The following is a 14,922-nucleotide window of genomic DNA, read 5'->3' as shown; positions in this document are numbered from 1 at the left end:
TTACAACACCTTCTCTTTCTTCCGCTTGGAGTAGAGCGGCTTCACAACCCAACGTACAATACCTTGGGCCGCAATGAAGAAAATAATCGAGCCAATGACAACCCGGATAATCTCGGGCGGTACATCTGCACTAAAGCTCATCCCCGCAGAACCATACGTAAGCGTTCCGAACAAAACAGAACCGAGTAACACGCCGAATGGGTTATTCATCCCAATCAGAGCTACAGCGATACCGTCAAAACCCGTTCCCGGTGATCCTGCCATGACAGATTGATAATGGAATACTCCCAGCACTTCAAAGGCGCCTGCCAATCCGGCAAAAACTCCACTAATGAACATCGCTTTTATGATATTACGGTTTACATTCATACCTGCATAACGGGATGCATCCTGATTAAATCCGACAGCCCGAAGCTCATAGCCCTGCTTCGTTTTCCACATGAAAATATAGAAAAATACTGCCGCCAGCACAGCAATAACCGTGCCCCAATGTACCCGAGCATTCCCCATCATCTGGGACAGCCATTCGATGGAAATAGAAGCAGAAGGCTGAATATCCAGAGAACGATTTTCACCATCCATAAGTGCGAACTGATTGATCACCAAATTAGCCAAATACAGACCTATCCAGTTCATCATAATACATGTAATAACTTCATTCACGCCTCGTTTGGCCTTCAAATAGCCAGCAATTGCAGCCCACAGACCTCCGAAAACTGCACCTGCAATCACAGCTAGCGGTGCATGAATGATAGCTGGCAATCCATGGAGTTTAATGCCCACAATCGAAGCAGCTGTCATACCTACCAGAAACTGACCTTCGCCGCCGATATTAAACAATCCGGCGCGGGCCGCAAAAGCAAATGCCAACCCCGTTAAAATCAGCGGAGTCATCTCACGGATAGCCTCTCCAAAGTTGTAGGAATCTCCGTATACACGGCTAAACAATGCAGAATAGGCCACAATAGGGTCATACCCGCCAATCAGCATCACAATAGCACCCAGAAGGAGACCCAAAATAATAGAGACCAGCGCCAGTACAAAGGAGTCTTTTGTGAATATTTTCAATAGATTAGCCATTCTCTACTCCTTTCTTCACTGCACTTCCTGCCATCATCAGTCCCAGTTCCTGGTCATTCGTTTCTTCTGGCAGCACTTCCCCGACAATCTTGCCCTCATAGATGACAGCAATTCGGTCGGATACACTCATAATCTCGTCCAGTTCAAAAGATATGAGCAACACAGCTTTACCTTGATCCCGTTGGGCAATCAGTTGTTTCTGGACAAATTCAATAGCTCCGACATCCAGACCGCGTGTAGGCTGTGCTGCAATGAGAAGGTCTGGATTTTTATCAATTTCACGCGCAATGATAGCCTTCTGCTGGTTCCCACCAGATAATGCTCTTGCCTTCGTGTGAATATCCGGTGTTCTTACATCAAACTTTTCGATAAGACTTTTGGCCTGTTTCTCTATAGCATCTTTGTTCAAGAAGCCATTTTTACTGTAAGGCGCCTGGTAATACGTCTCCAGCACCATATTTTCACTCATAGAAAAATCGAGCACCAACCCATGCTTATGACGGTCCTCCGGTATATGTGAAACGCCTGCCTCGGAAATTTTGCGTGGTGGCTGATTGGCAACCTCTTGTCCGAGCAAACGAATGCTCCCACCATCCACCTTGCGTAAGCCTGTCAAAGCTTCGATCAGCTCACTCTGTCCATTGCCATCTACTCCGGCAATCCCCAAAATCTCGCCCGCCTTGACCTGCAGGTTCAACTCATTTAGAACATTAATGCCATCCTTGTTTTTAGAAATTACATTGTTCATTTCCAGTACCGTTTGTCCTGGTTGTGCAAGCTGCTTGTCCACTTTAAAGGACACACGACGGCCCACCATTTTCTCTGCCAGCTCATTTGGTGTTGTTTCAGACGTCTTGACCGTATCAATAACCTGACCTCGGCGAATGATCGTAACAGTATCTGCAATTTGCATAATTTCTTTAAGTTTATGAGTAATAAGAATAATTGATTTGCCTTCAGCGACCAAACGTTTCATAATGTCCAGCAACTCAGTGATCTCCTGCGGTGTCAGTACAGCTGTAGGCTCATCGAAAATCAGAATATCTGCACCACGATAGAGCGTTTTGATAATTTCTACACGTTGCTGCATACCAACAGATATATCCTCAATTTTGGCATTCGGATTTACCTGAAGGCCGTACTGCTCAGACAACCGCTGTACTTCTGCGGCAGCCTTTTTATAATTGATTTTCAGACCCTTACGTGGCTCCGAGCCCAGGACAATATTATCGGTCACGGTAAACGGCTGTACGAGTTTAAAATGCTGATGCACCATGCCAATCCCCAGATCAATTGCCTTATTTGGACTATCAATCTGTACGGGTTTACCTCCGATTTCAATTGTCCCTTCATCCGGCTGATACAGTCCGAAAAGAATATTCATAAGCGTAGATTTACCCGCGCCATTCTCACCCAAAAGGGCATGAATTTCTCCCTTATGCAGCTTGATGCTGATGGAGTCGTTGGCAACGATGCCGGGGAATCGTTTTGTAATTTGCTTTAACTCAACGACGGGGGTCGCTGCATCCATGAGATCACCCTTATACACTTTATAGTATGTGCTCCAATGAGCTGATTTTGCCCGTTATAATCCATATAACTCCAGACGTAAGAACAAGGCTAGTCTTATGAACCAGCCTTGTCGCCACCTCTATGTTCTTCAAGCCAAAACTTATTTCGAAGGAACTGTAATTTCGCCCTTAATAATTTTTTGCTTGTATTGTTCTACAAGATCAAGCACGTCTTTAGGTACATTTTTCGTTGATGTGTCTGCCAAACCAATACCATTATCCTTCAGAGCCAGTGTCTCGACACCGCCCTTAAATTTACCGTCAATTACTTCTTTAGATACGCGTTTTACAGCTTCATCTACACGTTTTACCATCGAAGTCAATGTTACGTCGTCACCAAACTCAAGCGATTGGTCTTTATCTACGCCAATAACCCATACTTGCTGACCTTGTTGCTTACGTGCGAGCGCTTCGTTGAATACACCTGTACCAGATCCGCCAGCTGCATGGAAAATAATATCCGCACCACTGTTATAGATCGTTGCAGCTGCTGCTTTACCCAGGTCCGGCTTATCAAATGCACCTGTATAGTTAACTTCCAATTTTGCATTTGGATTTACAGCTTTAATTCCTGCTTCGAATCCTTTTTCAAAACGTTTGATCAACGGGCTGTCTTGTCCACCCACAAAACCAATTTTGTTTGTTTTGGTAAGTTTACCAGCTACAACCCCCACCAAGAAGGAACCTTCATTTTCAGCAAAAACAACCGATTTCACGTTAGGCGCATCCACGACACTGTCAATGATGGCCAAGTTTTTGCTTGGGTTGTCTTTCGCTACTTGTCCAATCGCATTCGCCAGATTAAAACCGATTCCCCAAGTCAAGTTAAAATCACCCTTAACAAATTGGTTCAGGTTAGGAATATAATCTTGATCGGATTTACTTTGCAGGTATTTAACTTTAGCGCCTGATTCTTTCTCAGTGGCTTGTAGTGCCTCCCAAGCAGATTGGTTAAACGATTTGTCGTTTACTCCACCCACATCTGTAACCATGCCGATTTGGACATTTGATGTTTTGGCAGAACCACCTGTGTCTCCACCATTTGCGTTGGACGCACCTTGATTTTTGTTACCGCAGCCTGCGAGAATGACCGAGATCGCCAGCAGCATAACCAAAGACATACTGAACATTTTCTTCATGCTGATACTGTTCCCCCTTAGTGTTAGATCCCTGGACTGTCTCTTTTCTTTGAACATGTACATGCTCATGCATGTCATTTACTGACGAGACAGATCGTACAGAAGACTTACTTTAGAGATTATACAATTATGATCGGCTAAAATCTAGACAATTAATAACCTTGGGTCAATTTTTTTTAAAATCCCACCAATGTAAGCGCTACAAAGTTAAAAAAAACATACATTCTTCCATCTCACGTCATATTTATTCGTATTTTGGAGAAAACGAAGTCTTTACCGTAACATTGAGTATGTACAAAAAAAGGCATCCCTACACAGCGTACTGCTTGGGATACCTTTTTACCACTTTCGCGGTTTCCACGCTTCATTATTAATAATTAAGCGTTGATTTTGCCTTTAGCAACAGTTGCCAAAGAGTTGAATGCATTAATATCATTGACTGCAAGATCAGCCAAGATTTTGCGGTTAATGTCCACACCAGCCAATTTCAGGCCGTGCATCAATTTGCTGTAAGACAAACCGTTCAAACGAGCTGCTGCGTTGATACGCACGATCCACAGTCTGCGGAAGTTACGTTTCGTCTGACGACGGTCACGGTATGCGTAAACAAGCGATTTCATTACCTGCTCGTTAGCTGTTTTAAAAATGCGGTGTTTGGAACCAAAATAACCTTTAGCAAGCTTCAATACTTTTTTATGACGACGACGAACGACGAATCCGCCCTTTACTCTTGCCATATCAATAGACCTCCCAAATAATGTTTATACTTCATTCATTGCAGTGCTAGTGCTATTTCAGGTTAGCAAGACCTTGTTTCAGACGTTTAACGTCCCCAGGTGCCATCTCAGGGTTAGTACCCAGAACGCGTTTTGCACGTTTGGATTTGTGGGAAAGCAAATGGTTTTTGTAAGCTTTGTAACGCATTACTTTACCAGTACCGGTAATTTTGAAGCGGCCTTTAAGGCTGCTATGTGTTTTCATTTTAGGCATTGAACTTCCTCCTTAATTTGTCATTGACTCTTTGGAGCCAATATCATAATCATGCTGCGTCCTTCGAGCTTGGGTTGGCGCTCCACGGTACAAAGATCAGCAACTTCCAATTTCACACGTTCGAGAATTTTTTGACCCACATTAGCATGAGTAATTTCACGACCGCGGAAACGAACGGAGCATTTCACCTTGTCCCCTTCATTCAGGAACTTCACCACATTGCGAAACTTGGTTTGGTAGTCATGTTCCTCGATGTTGGAACGGAACCATACCTCTTTGATGTCAACGATCTTCTGGTTTTTACGGGCTTCCTTTTCTTTCTTCTGTTGCTCATAGCGGAATTTACCGTAATCCATAATCCGACACACGGGCGGCTTCGCTTGAGGCGCCACGTTTACGAGATCCAAGTTTGCGTCAATCGCCATTTGCAAAGCTTCACGCGTCGGTGTAATCCCGATTTGTTCCCCATTCGCACCAACTAGACGTACTTCTCTCACCCGAATCTCATCATTGATCATATGTTCCTTACTAATAACCCTCCACCTCCAGAACCTGTTATTGTTGTATTGTGTTTAAGCACAAAAAAGGGATGACGACTACACAGCCGACATCCCTGTCTGATACTCAATTCATCATGAAAGTTCAATTCACAAATCATTGGATCATAACCAGCCGGCAATACCGGGCAGGTGAGAAGTCGGACCTTCTACTTGTTAATCCATACTTTTCAATTAACATACTCAAATATTTTATCACGGTGCAATCAAGGTGTCAACACTTTTGTAAAAGTTGGTGACACCGATCTCTAGCCCTATTTCCCCGTCCAATTAACCTTGCTTACTCTGAACCTCTTCCAAGCGAACGACACGCGTATGCTGGGTATGGCTCCATTGCTTATTGTTCTGTGTAAAGAACGCATAGAACGTAATCGGATACCACGAAACCAAATATACCGGGAATAGCAGCAGGTAGAGATATACTTTTTTGAACGTGACCTTTTCCAAAATCATCGCGATCACAAAGGTAGCAATATTCAGACCCACAGCTATAACACCGGTCCAAGCCGGGAATTGCACATAAATATTTTCGATATTGGGTCCACCAAATAGCGCAATATCTATCCACATCGCTACTGTCATCAAGAAGGTGAGCAGTACGATATACACGTTCAGACCATAAAGAGCCATATCGAATTTAATCAGGCTTCTATGCTTGATACTTTGCCACAGCAACGGGAAGAAATAACGACGAGCTACCGTAAAGTGACCTTGCATCCAGCGCAGACGCTGTCTGGACGAAGCTTTGAACGTCAACGGCTTTTCATCATATACCTTGGCATCGTAATTAAATCTTGGATATACGTTGCGTTGTGTGCAGCGCATGGTGAATTCCAAATCCTCTACGAGACTTGTCGCACCCCAGCCCATTTCCTTAAGCAGATTTGTTTCAAAGCACATGCCTGTACCACCGAGGAAATTAGCCATGTTCAGATTGTGACGTGACAGCTGCCACAAACGGTTGATGTACCAGTAAGATACCCCGTATGCCGCTGTAATCCATGAATCCTCAGGATTCTTAGTATCAATGTACCCCTGAATAACACGGGCACCTGTACACAGATCATTGTTCATTTCACTCAAAAAATTGGTATGCGCCAAATTGTCAGCATCAAACATGACAATGGCATCATATTGGCGCGGCATAGCCCATAATTCCTTGAGCATCCATTCAATAGCGTAGCCTTTACCACGCAGATTCGGATTCGTACGTTCACAAGCATTCATGCCGTGAGCGCGAACGATGTCCGCAGTCTTATCTGTACAGTTATCACAGATTACGAACACATCGTAAAGTTCCTTCGGATAATCAAGTTGCTTCAAATTTTCCATCAATGCTCCGACAACCTGTTCTTCATTGTGGGCAGCGACTAAAATGGCAAATGATTTTTCTGGAGCCGCGTGCTCTTTCCTTTTCTTGCGAACCAATCCGAACAAGGAGAATGCAAACTGATAGACTGCGATCACCGCCAGTATGATCTGGAGCGTCACGAAAATAGCGTCTAACATGATCTCTTGTTACCCCCTTTTTATACCCCTTAAAATCTTGCGTTTGTTTGTTTTCTATCTGTGTAGCGCAAGTTGCGGCGCTTTGCGCGCCTTTTCTGTAGTTTTTGACCCGACCCTTGCTTTCTTCATTGGCTGTGCGCAGCCCCCTTTTGGCTGACACAGGAATGCCATTACGATTTTCGTTGGTTTTCAATCTTTTGTCAAAGCCCTTAAACCGGTCTCAGCAGCAAAAAAACACAACAAACTCCCGTTTGAACCGGGAATGCGGCGCTGGGCTTCTCATTCATGACGCTTAGGTCTTATTTTCATCCATTTGCTAACTTTTTATTTCTTTGGTCCCTCCTTTTTGTGGGCCAATTAGCAACCACTTCTAAACACTCTATCTTATTAGACGGATGAACGCAAAGAAAGTTATACAATTTGGCTTATATTCCATTAACATTTTTGTGTAGAATTGAACCAAGTAAGTTATGAATCTTTAGTGATTCTTGAAATGAACAGCGTTTAAAAATATGATGAGAGCAAGAGAATAATTACTTATGGTCTGATTATGTCAAAATGACTCAAAATATTTGCCGACTGACCTGAACCGGCAACCGGAGGAAACCAAATGCAACGTCTAGTCGTAAAACTTGTAAATCTGGAGCAGCAGTTGTTCAAATGGATCAACGGACGCTTACACAACCGTTTTTTGAACTTCTGGCTTTATTATCTCACACATTTAGGTGGGGCTACCTTTACTATAGCCTCCACACTCCTCATTTGGTGGCTCGCTCCGAATCCGTGGAAAGATTCCGGTATGAAGGGAGCCATCGCTCTCGGGGTCAGTCACATCCCCGTAGCTATCGTTAAAAGGCTGTATCCGCGGATTCGCCCGTATTTGGCGCTACCAGGTACAAATACATTCCGCAACCCCTTGTCGGACCATTCTTTTCCCTCAGGACACACGACCGCTATTTTTTCAGCTACCGTGCCTTTTATGCTACAGTCACCGATGCTAACACTGCTGCTGTTGCCTGTAGCGACAATTGTAGGTTTTTCTCGGATTTATCTGGGTCTCCACTACCCAACGGATGTACTCGCAGGAGCGGTCATCGGAACGTCTGCAGCAATAGGAACGGTTGCATTCTGGCCTTAAAGCCGATATGGTATGATTGAGAACATCCCAGCAGGAACAGGTGAAATGAGAGTGGCTAAAAAACGAGTGTTATTATTATCGGAAGGTTTCGGTGCCGGACATACTCAAGCTGCCTACGCGCTCTCAAGCAGTTTGCGGAAGCTTTCTCCGAATGTGCAGACAAGAGTGCTGGAGCTGGGGAGTTTTTTGAATCCAAGAATGGCCCCGCTCATTATTACAGCATACAAGAAGACTGTTGTATCGCAGCCTCGCCTAGTCGGATTGGTTTACCGTCATCAGTACAAAAAATCATTAAACCGTCTTACAACGCTCGCTTTGCACCGTCTGTTCTACACGCAGACCCGAAACATTCTCCGGCAGCTTCGTCCCGATTTGGTGGTATGTACTCATCCCATCCCAAGCGCGGTAATTTCACGTTTGAAGCGCTTAGGCTTACATGTTCCGCTTTGTACTGTCATTACAGACTACGATGCACATGGAACATGGATTAGTCCCGAGGTTGACCGGTACTTTGTATCTACGCCTGAAGTCATGCGTAAGCTGCGTGCACGCGGAGTACCCGTTTCGAAAATCCAGGTGACCGGCATTCCCGTTCATCCAAATTTTTGGGAACATCCTGGGCACGATGAAATTAGAGAACAATTTGGACTTAAACCCATCCCGACCGTACTCGTTATGGGTGGCGGCTGGGGCCTTATGAATGACGAAGTCATACATCGTTCGCTTACTCAGTGGAGAGAAAACATTCAATTTATTTTTTGTTTGGGGCATAATGATAAAATTCGTCGTAAAATGCAATTGGATCCTAGGTTTAATCATCCAAATATTCACATCTTCGGATTTACACGGGAAATCGACAAATTAATGGAGGTATCGAATCTGCTCATCACCAAACCCGGCGGAATGACATGCACCGAGGGATTGGCCAAAGGGATTCCGATGCTGTTTCACAAACCTCTCCCTGGACAGGAGGAGGAAAATTGTCAATACTTTACGGCTCAAGGCTTCGGAGAACCGATTACTTCGCTGGATGTTGTCGTTAAATGGATGAACCGACTGCTACACGATTTTCCAGAAATCGTCCGCAAGCGACAGGAGCACGTCCATAATGTAGCGCGATATTATCCTCTTCAGAGCGCACAGAGTATTTTGGATATACTGGAACCGAACAGGGTGCTTTCCTAAAAGGAAGCACCCTGTCTTATTTTATCCGTTTAATCTGTTTTTATTTCCCATACTTTTCAAGGCGTGTTTTTCCGTACTCTTCCAAAGCATCTTTGCCGATCAACACCTCGACTCGATGAATATTCATACCTTTGCCCATGAACTTTTGTTCATATTCCGTCATGACATGCTCCTCGTTGATCCCCTCACGATGAAGGTTTAACGAAATATTCGTCATCTGTAAACCGCTATCGGCAAACGAATTCAGAGAAAACTCAAACAGTGTCTCCGAATCGGTCTTAAAATGAATTTGTCCTTTGCTGTTCAAAAGCTGACGGTACTTGTCCAAAAAACGCGGATGCGTCAAACGACGACGTGCATGCTTGGCTTTAGGCCAGGGATCACTAAAATTCAGATAAATGCGTTCAATCTCTCCTGGTTCAAAAACATTCTCAATCTGTTCAATGTTTGCCAGTGCCAATTTGATATTAGGCGGCGTATCAACCTCTGAATTACTCCAGGCCAGACGAGACTTTTCTGTTGCACGGCGAACCAGCTCATCATACATATCAAAGCCAATATAGTTAACCTCCGGATTCCGGAAGCTCATTTGGCTTATAAATTGCCCTTTACCCATACCGAATTCCACATGAATGGGACGATCATTACCAAAAACCTGCTGCCATTTCCCCTTATACTGTGCTGGCTCCAAGATGACTAGGTCCTGCTGTTCTTCCAGACTTTCCCGTATTCCTTTTCTTCCGCGTAAACGCATGTTACTCCTCCATATACTCTGTTATCAAGGAAAAAGGAATTTCACCCCCGCTTGAAGATACGGAAATGAAATTCCTTTTTCAATATATTTGGATTGGGGTCCAACTAATTTAATTGTTCATAGTCTACCCCATCAGCAGGTGAAAAATCAATTGTCTTTTGGCAAGCCGCTCTGATTTTTTGACGTGCGGTCGTTCCAATCTGACGATCCTGCCCAAAACGGACACCAGTCAATGCCAACGCCTCATCAAAGGTTAACTCAACAGTAACTTTATCCATACGCGTCTTATCCTGCGCATTCATAAAAGATCACCTCACGGGTTATTTGTGATGGAACCGACGTGCACTTACCCTAAAACAGGCGATAGAAACAGCATAGCTGCCTCCCTGAAGAATAATCATTAGCAGCGGATAACTTTTATCTTCAGGATCGAAAACAGTCCTTTTTATTGTATGTCTGGTACCGCTTACAATATAACACATTGTGTAACCTTTTTCAATCCGCAACGCCATAAAATCCGCACATTTTATTGACTTGTTCGGTCAAATGATTCCCAATGAAGACTGATTTTTGTTACAATAGGGTGATCGTAAAAAAAGGAGTACACCCATGAAAACAGATTTATTGCCTGCTCCTCTCCTGTGGGGAGATAAACGGTTCCATACTTGGAATTACGAAATGCGTGAGCAATTTCAAAATAAAGTGTTCAAAGTCATGCTGGATGCGGGTTTTACCTGTCCGAATCGCGATGGTTCCATCGCTAAGGGGGGTTGCACCTTTTGTAGCGCACGCGGATCGGGTGATTTTGCTGGGCGTCGTCGTGATGATCTGGTCACCCAGTTCAATACGATTCGGGATCGGCAGCATCTAAAATGGCCAAACGCCAAATATATTGGCTATTTCCAAGCCTACACTAATACGTATGCCCCGGTTGAGGAACTGCGAGAATACTTTGAGGTTATTCTGGAGCAGCCCGGCGTTGTCGGTCTGTCCATCGCTACACGTCCTGATTGCCTGCCTGACGATGTAGTGGATTACCTTGCCGAGCTAAACGAACGCACGTACCTGTGGGTCGAAATGGGTCTGCAAACTGTCCATGAATCGACCTCAGAGCTGATTAACCGTGCTCATGATACTCAATGCTATCTGGATGCGGTGGAAAAGCTGCGCAAGAGGAATATCCGCGTGTGCGCCCACATTATTTATGGTCTGCCCCAAGAGACGCATGAAATGATGCTCGATACGGGACGTGCAGTAGCAGCTATGGATGTGCAGGGCATCAAAATCCACCTGCTGCATCTCATGCGCAAAACGCCCATGGTCAAGCAGTATGAAGCGGGATTGCTACGCTTTCTGGAAAAGGACGAATACGTTAAGCTGATAGTTGATACGCTGGAGTTTTTACCTCCCGAAATGATCGTTCATCGGTTAACCGGAGATGCCCCACGCGATTTGCTAGTGGGACCCCTGTGGTCGCTTAAAAAATGGGAAGTGCTTAATGCCATCGATCATGAACTGAAGTCACGTGAAACGTGGCAGGGAAAATACTGGAGGCAACCTTAAATGGGGTTCCTATCCGTCCTGAGCTACGCTCATCAATTGGTGGCTGCGCGGGTGCAGCCAGGCGATACTGCTATAGACGCCACCGTCGGCACAGGAACAGATACGTTGTTTCTGGCAAAAGCTACTGGCAAACGGGGCCGTGTCTATGGCTTCGACATCCAGCAAGAAGCACTGCATTGCGCCCGTCGTCGACTGGAAGAAAACGCTTCGCCTTCATTAGCAGAAGTATCGCTACTGCTACAAGGTCATGAGCAAATGCGGGAGGCCGTTCCAGACATGCTGCATGGCAAAGTCGCTGCGGTCATGTTTAACCTCGGCTACTTGCCATCCGAAGGCGCCGATCCGACTGTCATCACGCATACAGACAGCACGCTCGTCGCACTTGATGCTGCCTTACAATTGCTGCGACCACGCGGCATTCTGACTGCCGTACTCTATCCAGGGCATGCTGGAGGCAGCGAAGAAGCAGAAGCCGTCCTTCAATGGGCTTCAGCTCTCCCGGTCTCCAGCGGTCAAAGCATTATTTATCGTCAATTACAACGAGCCGCTTCGCCTTACGTAGTGGCGGTTGAAAAGAAATAATGTCGGATTTTAAACTCAGGTTATGAGCGGCTTTTTTAGCCGCCTTACATATATCATTTTTCAAGCTCGTTCGGGCGCTATTCATCTCAGTTTATTGCCCCAGCGGCACGTTATTGATTTCCCTATTCTGTTAGGTCGCACTCATTACTCATTATGGAGGAGAGAAATTATGCTAAAGCCATACCCGCTGCAATTTCAACCTGAGTTCAAAGAGAGAGTTTGGGGAGGACGGGCCTTAGAGCAATTTGGTCTAACCCCACCAGAAGGACATATCGGGGAAGGATGGATGATTGCCGATCATCCAAACGGAACAACAACGGTCATCAATGGTGAGCTGGCAGGCAAAGGACTGGATGAAATCCGCGAGACCTACGGGCAGGATTGGCTCGGGGCCAAGGGTGTATCGGAAAAAGGCGGACGATTCCCACTTTTGATCAAACTACTGGATTGTAATGATGACTTATCCGTTCAGGTGCATCCGACAGATGATTACGCAGGACTCCCAGCCGGAGAATTAGGGAAAACTGAAATGTGGTACGTGCTTGATGCCAAGCCAGATGCCAAGATTATTTATGGTCTGACCGAAGGTGTAACCCGCGAGAGTCTGCGCACAGCTCTTGAAAGTGGGGATATCCTCGGCAGTTTGCGCCAGGTTCCAGTCGAAGCAGGCGATACGTTCTTCATCCCCGCCGGAACCGTACATGCACTGTGTGCAGGCGTTGTCGTTGCTGAAATCCAGCAAAATTCGGATACTACCTATCGCTTATATGACTACAACCGCCCCGGACTGGACGGCAAGCCTCGTGAGTTGCATATCGAGGATTCCCTTAATGTAACCTCCTACGAAGGTGCAGGCGCAACAACGATGAAAACGGACGGCTTACAGCCTGGAAAATGGCTCCAGCTGGCAGCCTGTGAGTATTTTGTTGTGGAAAAGGGTATCGTAGATGGAAGTTGGGCACTTTCTACAACGGAAGACAGCTTCACCATTCTCGTGATTTGTGAAGGCAGTGGGACCATAACATGGAACAATAATACCGAGTCTCTTTCCTGTAAAGCTGGAGATTGCTTCCTGTTGCCCGCTAACCTGAGCGGTTACACGCTGAATGACGGAATGACCGTACTTAGATCTTATCTTCCTTAAAGCTTAAAGGATGTGATGTCTAATTATGCGGGAATACACCTTCACCATCGCTGAAAATGACGGAACAGAGCTTTTTGCCTACCGCTGGTTGCCTGATCAGAATTTGCCCATTAAGGGGATTGTTCAAATTTCGCATGGTATGTGCGAGACATCCTATCGCTACATTCGACTGGCCGAAAAGCTTACTGGTTGCGGTTATGGTGTGTATGCCAACGATCATATCGGTCACGGGCGTACGGCTGGTGATCCTGATAAGCTGGGTATGCCGGGAGCTAATGCGTTTAATCGAATGGCAAACGGCATGCTGGAGCTAGGCGAAATTGCGGCTAAGGAATTCCCTGATCAGTCTCGTTTTTTGCTGGGTCACAGCATGGGGTCCTTTTTAACCCAGAAAATTATGTATGATGATCGGCAAACGTATCACGGGTTTATTTTATCGGGAACCAACGGACGACGTGGTCTCCTAAAACTCGGAGAGCAAGTTGCTCTACTGCAAGCCAAGCTACAAGGAATGGATCATCGCAGCATGCTGCTCAACGCCATGGTCTTTGGCGGCTTTAACCGTGCCTTTCGTCCGGTTCGTACAGCGTTTGACTGGCTGTCCCGTGATCCTGAGGAAGTGGATCAGTTCGTGCACGACCCATTATGTGGAGCTATTTGCACGACAGGCTTTTTTCTGGATTTTTTCAGGCTATTGCAAGAAATCCACTGGCCTTCCTCGCTGAAACACATCAATCCCAAACTGCCAGTTTATATTTTTGCCGGGGATCGTGATCCAGTGGGTTTATTCGGTAAGGGTGTGTTGTCACTAGTGGAAATGTATCGAAGCCTAGAGCTTCAGGACATCGAATATCGCCTCTATCCTGACGGTCGCCATGAGATGCTTCATGAAACAAACCGCGAAGAGGTGATGAGTGACATCGTGGACTGGCTCGACCGTCATGTTAACACAGAGGTGACCTCTGTTTCCGCATTGTCTGGAGACTCCGAGGCACCCGGACAATCAACCTCGCCCAAGTCATCAGCCTTGTGAGGAAATAAGAAAAGAAACCTTTAAAACCACGATTAAAGTGGGATTGAAGGTTTCTTTTTATTCCTTTATATTTCATTCGGGTATAGTTTTAAAAATCACCATGCATTTCGTTCTCTCAAGGAAGTAATATGAGCTGTATGATGTTTGCCATGCCAGGCATAGATGCCGATGTTTCGTTCCAGGCGGATCGTCTGGCCCGATTCAGGATGAATAAACGATCGGTGTAGCTGATCCTCTCCCAACGATCGCAACACGGTCACCCACCGTTCATGCAGTCCTTCTAGCAATTGCAACGAAGGTTCCAGTGGAAGCTCCCTGGCGTCTGGTATTTCGGCCCAACGCCCCTCATCATATGGCTTGATCGTCGGCGTGTCCTCCGTCAGTGCCAGCTTAAAACGGATATAGCTGTTCATATGGCTGTCTGCCACATGATGAACTACCTGCCGAATCGTCCAGCCCCCTTCGCGATAAGGCGTATTTAGCTGCTGCTCATTCAGTCCTTGGACCGCCTGACGCAGCCGTGCAGGCAATTCAGCAATGTCGTGAATCCATGCGATAAGCTGTTCTTCTGTAATGGTATCTGGAACAACGAATGATCCTATCGGATAGCGCAAGTCTTTGTCCAAAACAGTTCCCTCCCTTCTCTACATCTACTGCCTGTCATATCAGTTGCCTTA

The 14,922-nt window shown here is 45.7% G+C and carries 16 protein-coding genes; 6 read left to right on the top strand and 10 right to left on the bottom strand.

From position 1 onward, the window contains the following. The 7 genes from KAI36_RS07305 to KAI36_RS07275 all read right to left on the bottom strand — a co-directional run bounded on the left by KAI36_RS07305 (position 1) and on the right by KAI36_RS07275 (position 6,846). The gene (locus tag KAI36_RS07305) at positions 1 to 1,080 is read right to left on the bottom strand and encodes an ABC transporter permease (protein WP_220027397.1); all 1,080 of its coding nucleotides are present in this window, start codon (positions 1,078 to 1,080) and stop codon (positions 1 to 3) included. Beyond that, positions 1,073 to 2,611 (bottom strand): ABC transporter ATP-binding protein, encoded by a 1,539-nt coding sequence (locus KAI36_RS07300; protein ID WP_220027396.1) that lies wholly within the window; start codon positions 2,609 to 2,611, stop codon positions 1,073 to 1,075. The genes KAI36_RS07305 and KAI36_RS07300 overlap by 8 nt, the downstream gene beginning before the upstream one ends. Before the next feature lie 141 nt (positions 2,612 to 2,752). Then, the gene (locus KAI36_RS07295) at positions 2,753 to 3,790 is read right to left on the bottom strand and encodes a BMP family lipoprotein (protein ID WP_023987755.1); all 1,038 of its coding nucleotides are present in this window, start codon (positions 3,788 to 3,790) and stop codon (positions 2,753 to 2,755) included. Between the two features lie 377 nt (positions 3,791 to 4,167). Beyond that, the gene (rplT, locus tag KAI36_RS07290; protein ID WP_007429517.1) at positions 4,168 to 4,527 is read right to left on the bottom strand and encodes a 50S ribosomal protein L20; all 360 of its coding nucleotides are present in this window, start codon (positions 4,525 to 4,527) and stop codon (positions 4,168 to 4,170) included. 52 nt (positions 4,528 to 4,579) lie between these two features. After that, positions 4,580 to 4,780 carry a 50S ribosomal protein L35 gene (gene rpmI / locus KAI36_RS07285; RefSeq protein ID WP_013309379.1) on the bottom strand — a complete coding sequence of 67 codons (201 nt, stop codon included), beginning with the start codon at positions 4,778 to 4,780 and terminating at the stop codon, positions 4,580 to 4,582. Between the two features lie 20 nt (positions 4,781 to 4,800). Continuing rightward, entirely contained in the window at positions 4,801 to 5,298 is a 498-nt protein-coding gene (gene infC, locus KAI36_RS07280; RefSeq protein ID WP_013309378.1) for a translation initiation factor IF-3, read from the bottom strand. Positions 5,299 to 5,607: 309 nt separating this feature from the next. Beyond that, on the bottom strand, positions 5,608 to 6,846 hold the full coding sequence (locus tag KAI36_RS07275) for a glycosyltransferase family 2 protein (RefSeq protein ID WP_025722412.1): 1,239 nt from the start codon (positions 6,844 to 6,846) through the stop codon (positions 5,608 to 5,610). A gap of 610 nt (positions 6,847 to 7,456) precedes the next feature. Between KAI36_RS07275 and KAI36_RS07270 the strand changes: the two genes are divergently transcribed. Together KAI36_RS07270 and KAI36_RS07265 are read left to right on the top strand one after the other, a co-directional pair. Then, a complete protein-coding gene (locus tag KAI36_RS07270; protein ID WP_013309376.1) occupies positions 7,457 to 7,984 on the top strand; it encodes a phosphatase PAP2 family protein in 528 nt (175 codons plus the stop codon). A 51-nt stretch (positions 7,985 to 8,035) separates the two neighbouring features. Next, positions 8,036 to 9,169, top strand: a complete 1,134-nt coding sequence (locus tag KAI36_RS07265; protein ID WP_023987753.1) for an MGDG synthase family glycosyltransferase — start codon at positions 8,036 to 8,038, stop codon at positions 9,167 to 9,169. A 40-nt stretch (positions 9,170 to 9,209) separates the two neighbouring features. Here KAI36_RS07265 and trmB read toward each other — a convergent pair whose 3' ends face one another. Further along, positions 9,210 to 9,923, bottom strand: a complete 714-nt coding sequence (trmB, locus tag KAI36_RS07260) for a tRNA (guanosine(46)-N7)-methyltransferase TrmB (protein WP_023987752.1) — start codon at positions 9,921 to 9,923, stop codon at positions 9,210 to 9,212. 104 nt (positions 9,924 to 10,027) lie between these two features. Next, positions 10,028 to 10,225, bottom strand: coding sequence for a hypothetical protein (locus KAI36_RS07255; RefSeq protein WP_013309373.1), 198 nt, complete (start codon positions 10,223 to 10,225; stop codon positions 10,028 to 10,030). A 307-nt stretch (positions 10,226 to 10,532) separates the two neighbouring features. Here KAI36_RS07255 and mnmL point away from each other — a divergent pair, with 307 nt between their 5' ends. From mnmL to KAI36_RS07235, 4 genes are all read left to right on the top strand, one after another. Beyond that, entirely contained in the window at positions 10,533 to 11,486 is a 954-nt protein-coding gene (gene mnmL / locus KAI36_RS07250; RefSeq protein ID WP_071640041.1) for a tRNA modification radical SAM protein MnmL/YtqA, read from the top strand. After that, on the top strand, positions 11,487 to 12,068 hold the full coding sequence (gene mnmM / locus KAI36_RS07245; protein ID WP_220027395.1) for a tRNA 5-(aminomethyl)-2-thiouridylate-methyltransferase MnmM: 582 nt from the start codon (positions 11,487 to 11,489) through the stop codon (positions 12,066 to 12,068). A 169-nt stretch (positions 12,069 to 12,237) separates the two neighbouring features. After that, complete coding sequence (locus tag KAI36_RS07240; protein ID WP_023987749.1) at positions 12,238 to 13,212, top strand: type I phosphomannose isomerase catalytic subunit; 975 nt, start codon at positions 12,238 to 12,240, stop codon at positions 13,210 to 13,212. 25 nt (positions 13,213 to 13,237) lie between these two features. Beyond that, on the top strand, positions 13,238 to 14,245 hold the full coding sequence (locus KAI36_RS07235; RefSeq protein WP_220027394.1) for an alpha/beta fold hydrolase: 1,008 nt from the start codon (positions 13,238 to 13,240) through the stop codon (positions 14,243 to 14,245). Between the two features lie 95 nt (positions 14,246 to 14,340). Here KAI36_RS07235 and KAI36_RS07230 read toward each other — a convergent pair whose 3' ends face one another. After that, positions 14,341 to 14,871 carry a YfiT family bacillithiol transferase gene (locus tag KAI36_RS07230; protein ID WP_220027393.1) on the bottom strand — a complete coding sequence of 177 codons (531 nt, stop codon included), beginning with the start codon at positions 14,869 to 14,871 and terminating at the stop codon, positions 14,341 to 14,343. Between the last annotated feature and the right edge of the window lie 51 nt (positions 14,872 to 14,922).

It is taken from the genome of Paenibacillus sp. S02 (genome assembly GCF_019454065.1).
Classification (GTDB): Bacteria; Bacillota; Bacilli; order Paenibacillales; family Paenibacillaceae; genus Paenibacillus; species Paenibacillus polymyxa_B.
The sequence above is the reverse complement of the archived record's forward strand: the minus strand, read 5'-3'. Positions and strand labels throughout refer to the sequence as shown.

Excerpts from the sequence above, each read along its gene's own strand:
- KAI36_RS07300 (WP_220027396.1), bottom strand. The coding sequence starts at position 2,611 with ATGGATGCAGCGACCCCCGTCGTTGAGTTAAAGCAAATTACAAAACGA.
- KAI36_RS07295 (WP_023987755.1), bottom strand. The coding sequence starts at position 3,790 with ATGAAGAAAATGTTCAGTATGTCTTTGGTTATGCTGCTGGCGATCTCG.
- KAI36_RS07255 (WP_013309373.1), bottom strand. The coding sequence starts at position 10,225 with ATGAATGCGCAGGATAAGACGCGTATGGATAAAGTTACTGTTGAGTTA.
- trmB (WP_023987752.1), bottom strand. The coding sequence starts at position 9,923 with ATGCGTTTACGCGGAAGAAAAGGAATACGGGAAAGTCTGGAAGAACAG.
- KAI36_RS07240 (WP_023987749.1), top strand. The coding sequence starts at position 12,238 with ATGCTAAAGCCATACCCGCTGCAATTTCAACCTGAGTTCAAAGAGAGA.
- rpmI (WP_013309379.1), bottom strand. The coding sequence starts at position 4,780 with ATGCCTAAAATGAAAACACATAGCAGCCTTAAAGGCCGCTTCAAAATT.
- KAI36_RS07270 (WP_013309376.1), top strand. The coding sequence starts at position 7,457 with ATGCAACGTCTAGTCGTAAAACTTGTAAATCTGGAGCAGCAGTTGTTC.
- infC (WP_013309378.1), bottom strand. The coding sequence starts at position 5,298 with ATGATCAATGATGAGATTCGGGTGAGAGAAGTACGTCTAGTTGGTGCG.
- KAI36_RS07235 (WP_220027394.1), top strand. The coding sequence starts at position 13,238 with ATGCGGGAATACACCTTCACCATCGCTGAAAATGACGGAACAGAGCTT.
- KAI36_RS07305 (WP_220027397.1), bottom strand. The coding sequence starts at position 1,080 with ATGGCTAATCTATTGAAAATATTCACAAAAGACTCCTTTGTACTGGCG.
- rplT (WP_007429517.1), bottom strand. The coding sequence starts at position 4,527 with ATGGCAAGAGTAAAGGGCGGATTCGTCGTTCGTCGTCGTCATAAAAAA.
- mnmL (WP_071640041.1), top strand. The coding sequence starts at position 10,533 with ATGAAAACAGATTTATTGCCTGCTCCTCTCCTGTGGGGAGATAAACGG.
- KAI36_RS07275 (WP_025722412.1), bottom strand. The coding sequence starts at position 6,846 with ATGTTAGACGCTATTTTCGTGACGCTCCAGATCATACTGGCGGTGATC.
- mnmM (WP_220027395.1), top strand. The coding sequence starts at position 11,487 with ATGGGGTTCCTATCCGTCCTGAGCTACGCTCATCAATTGGTGGCTGCG.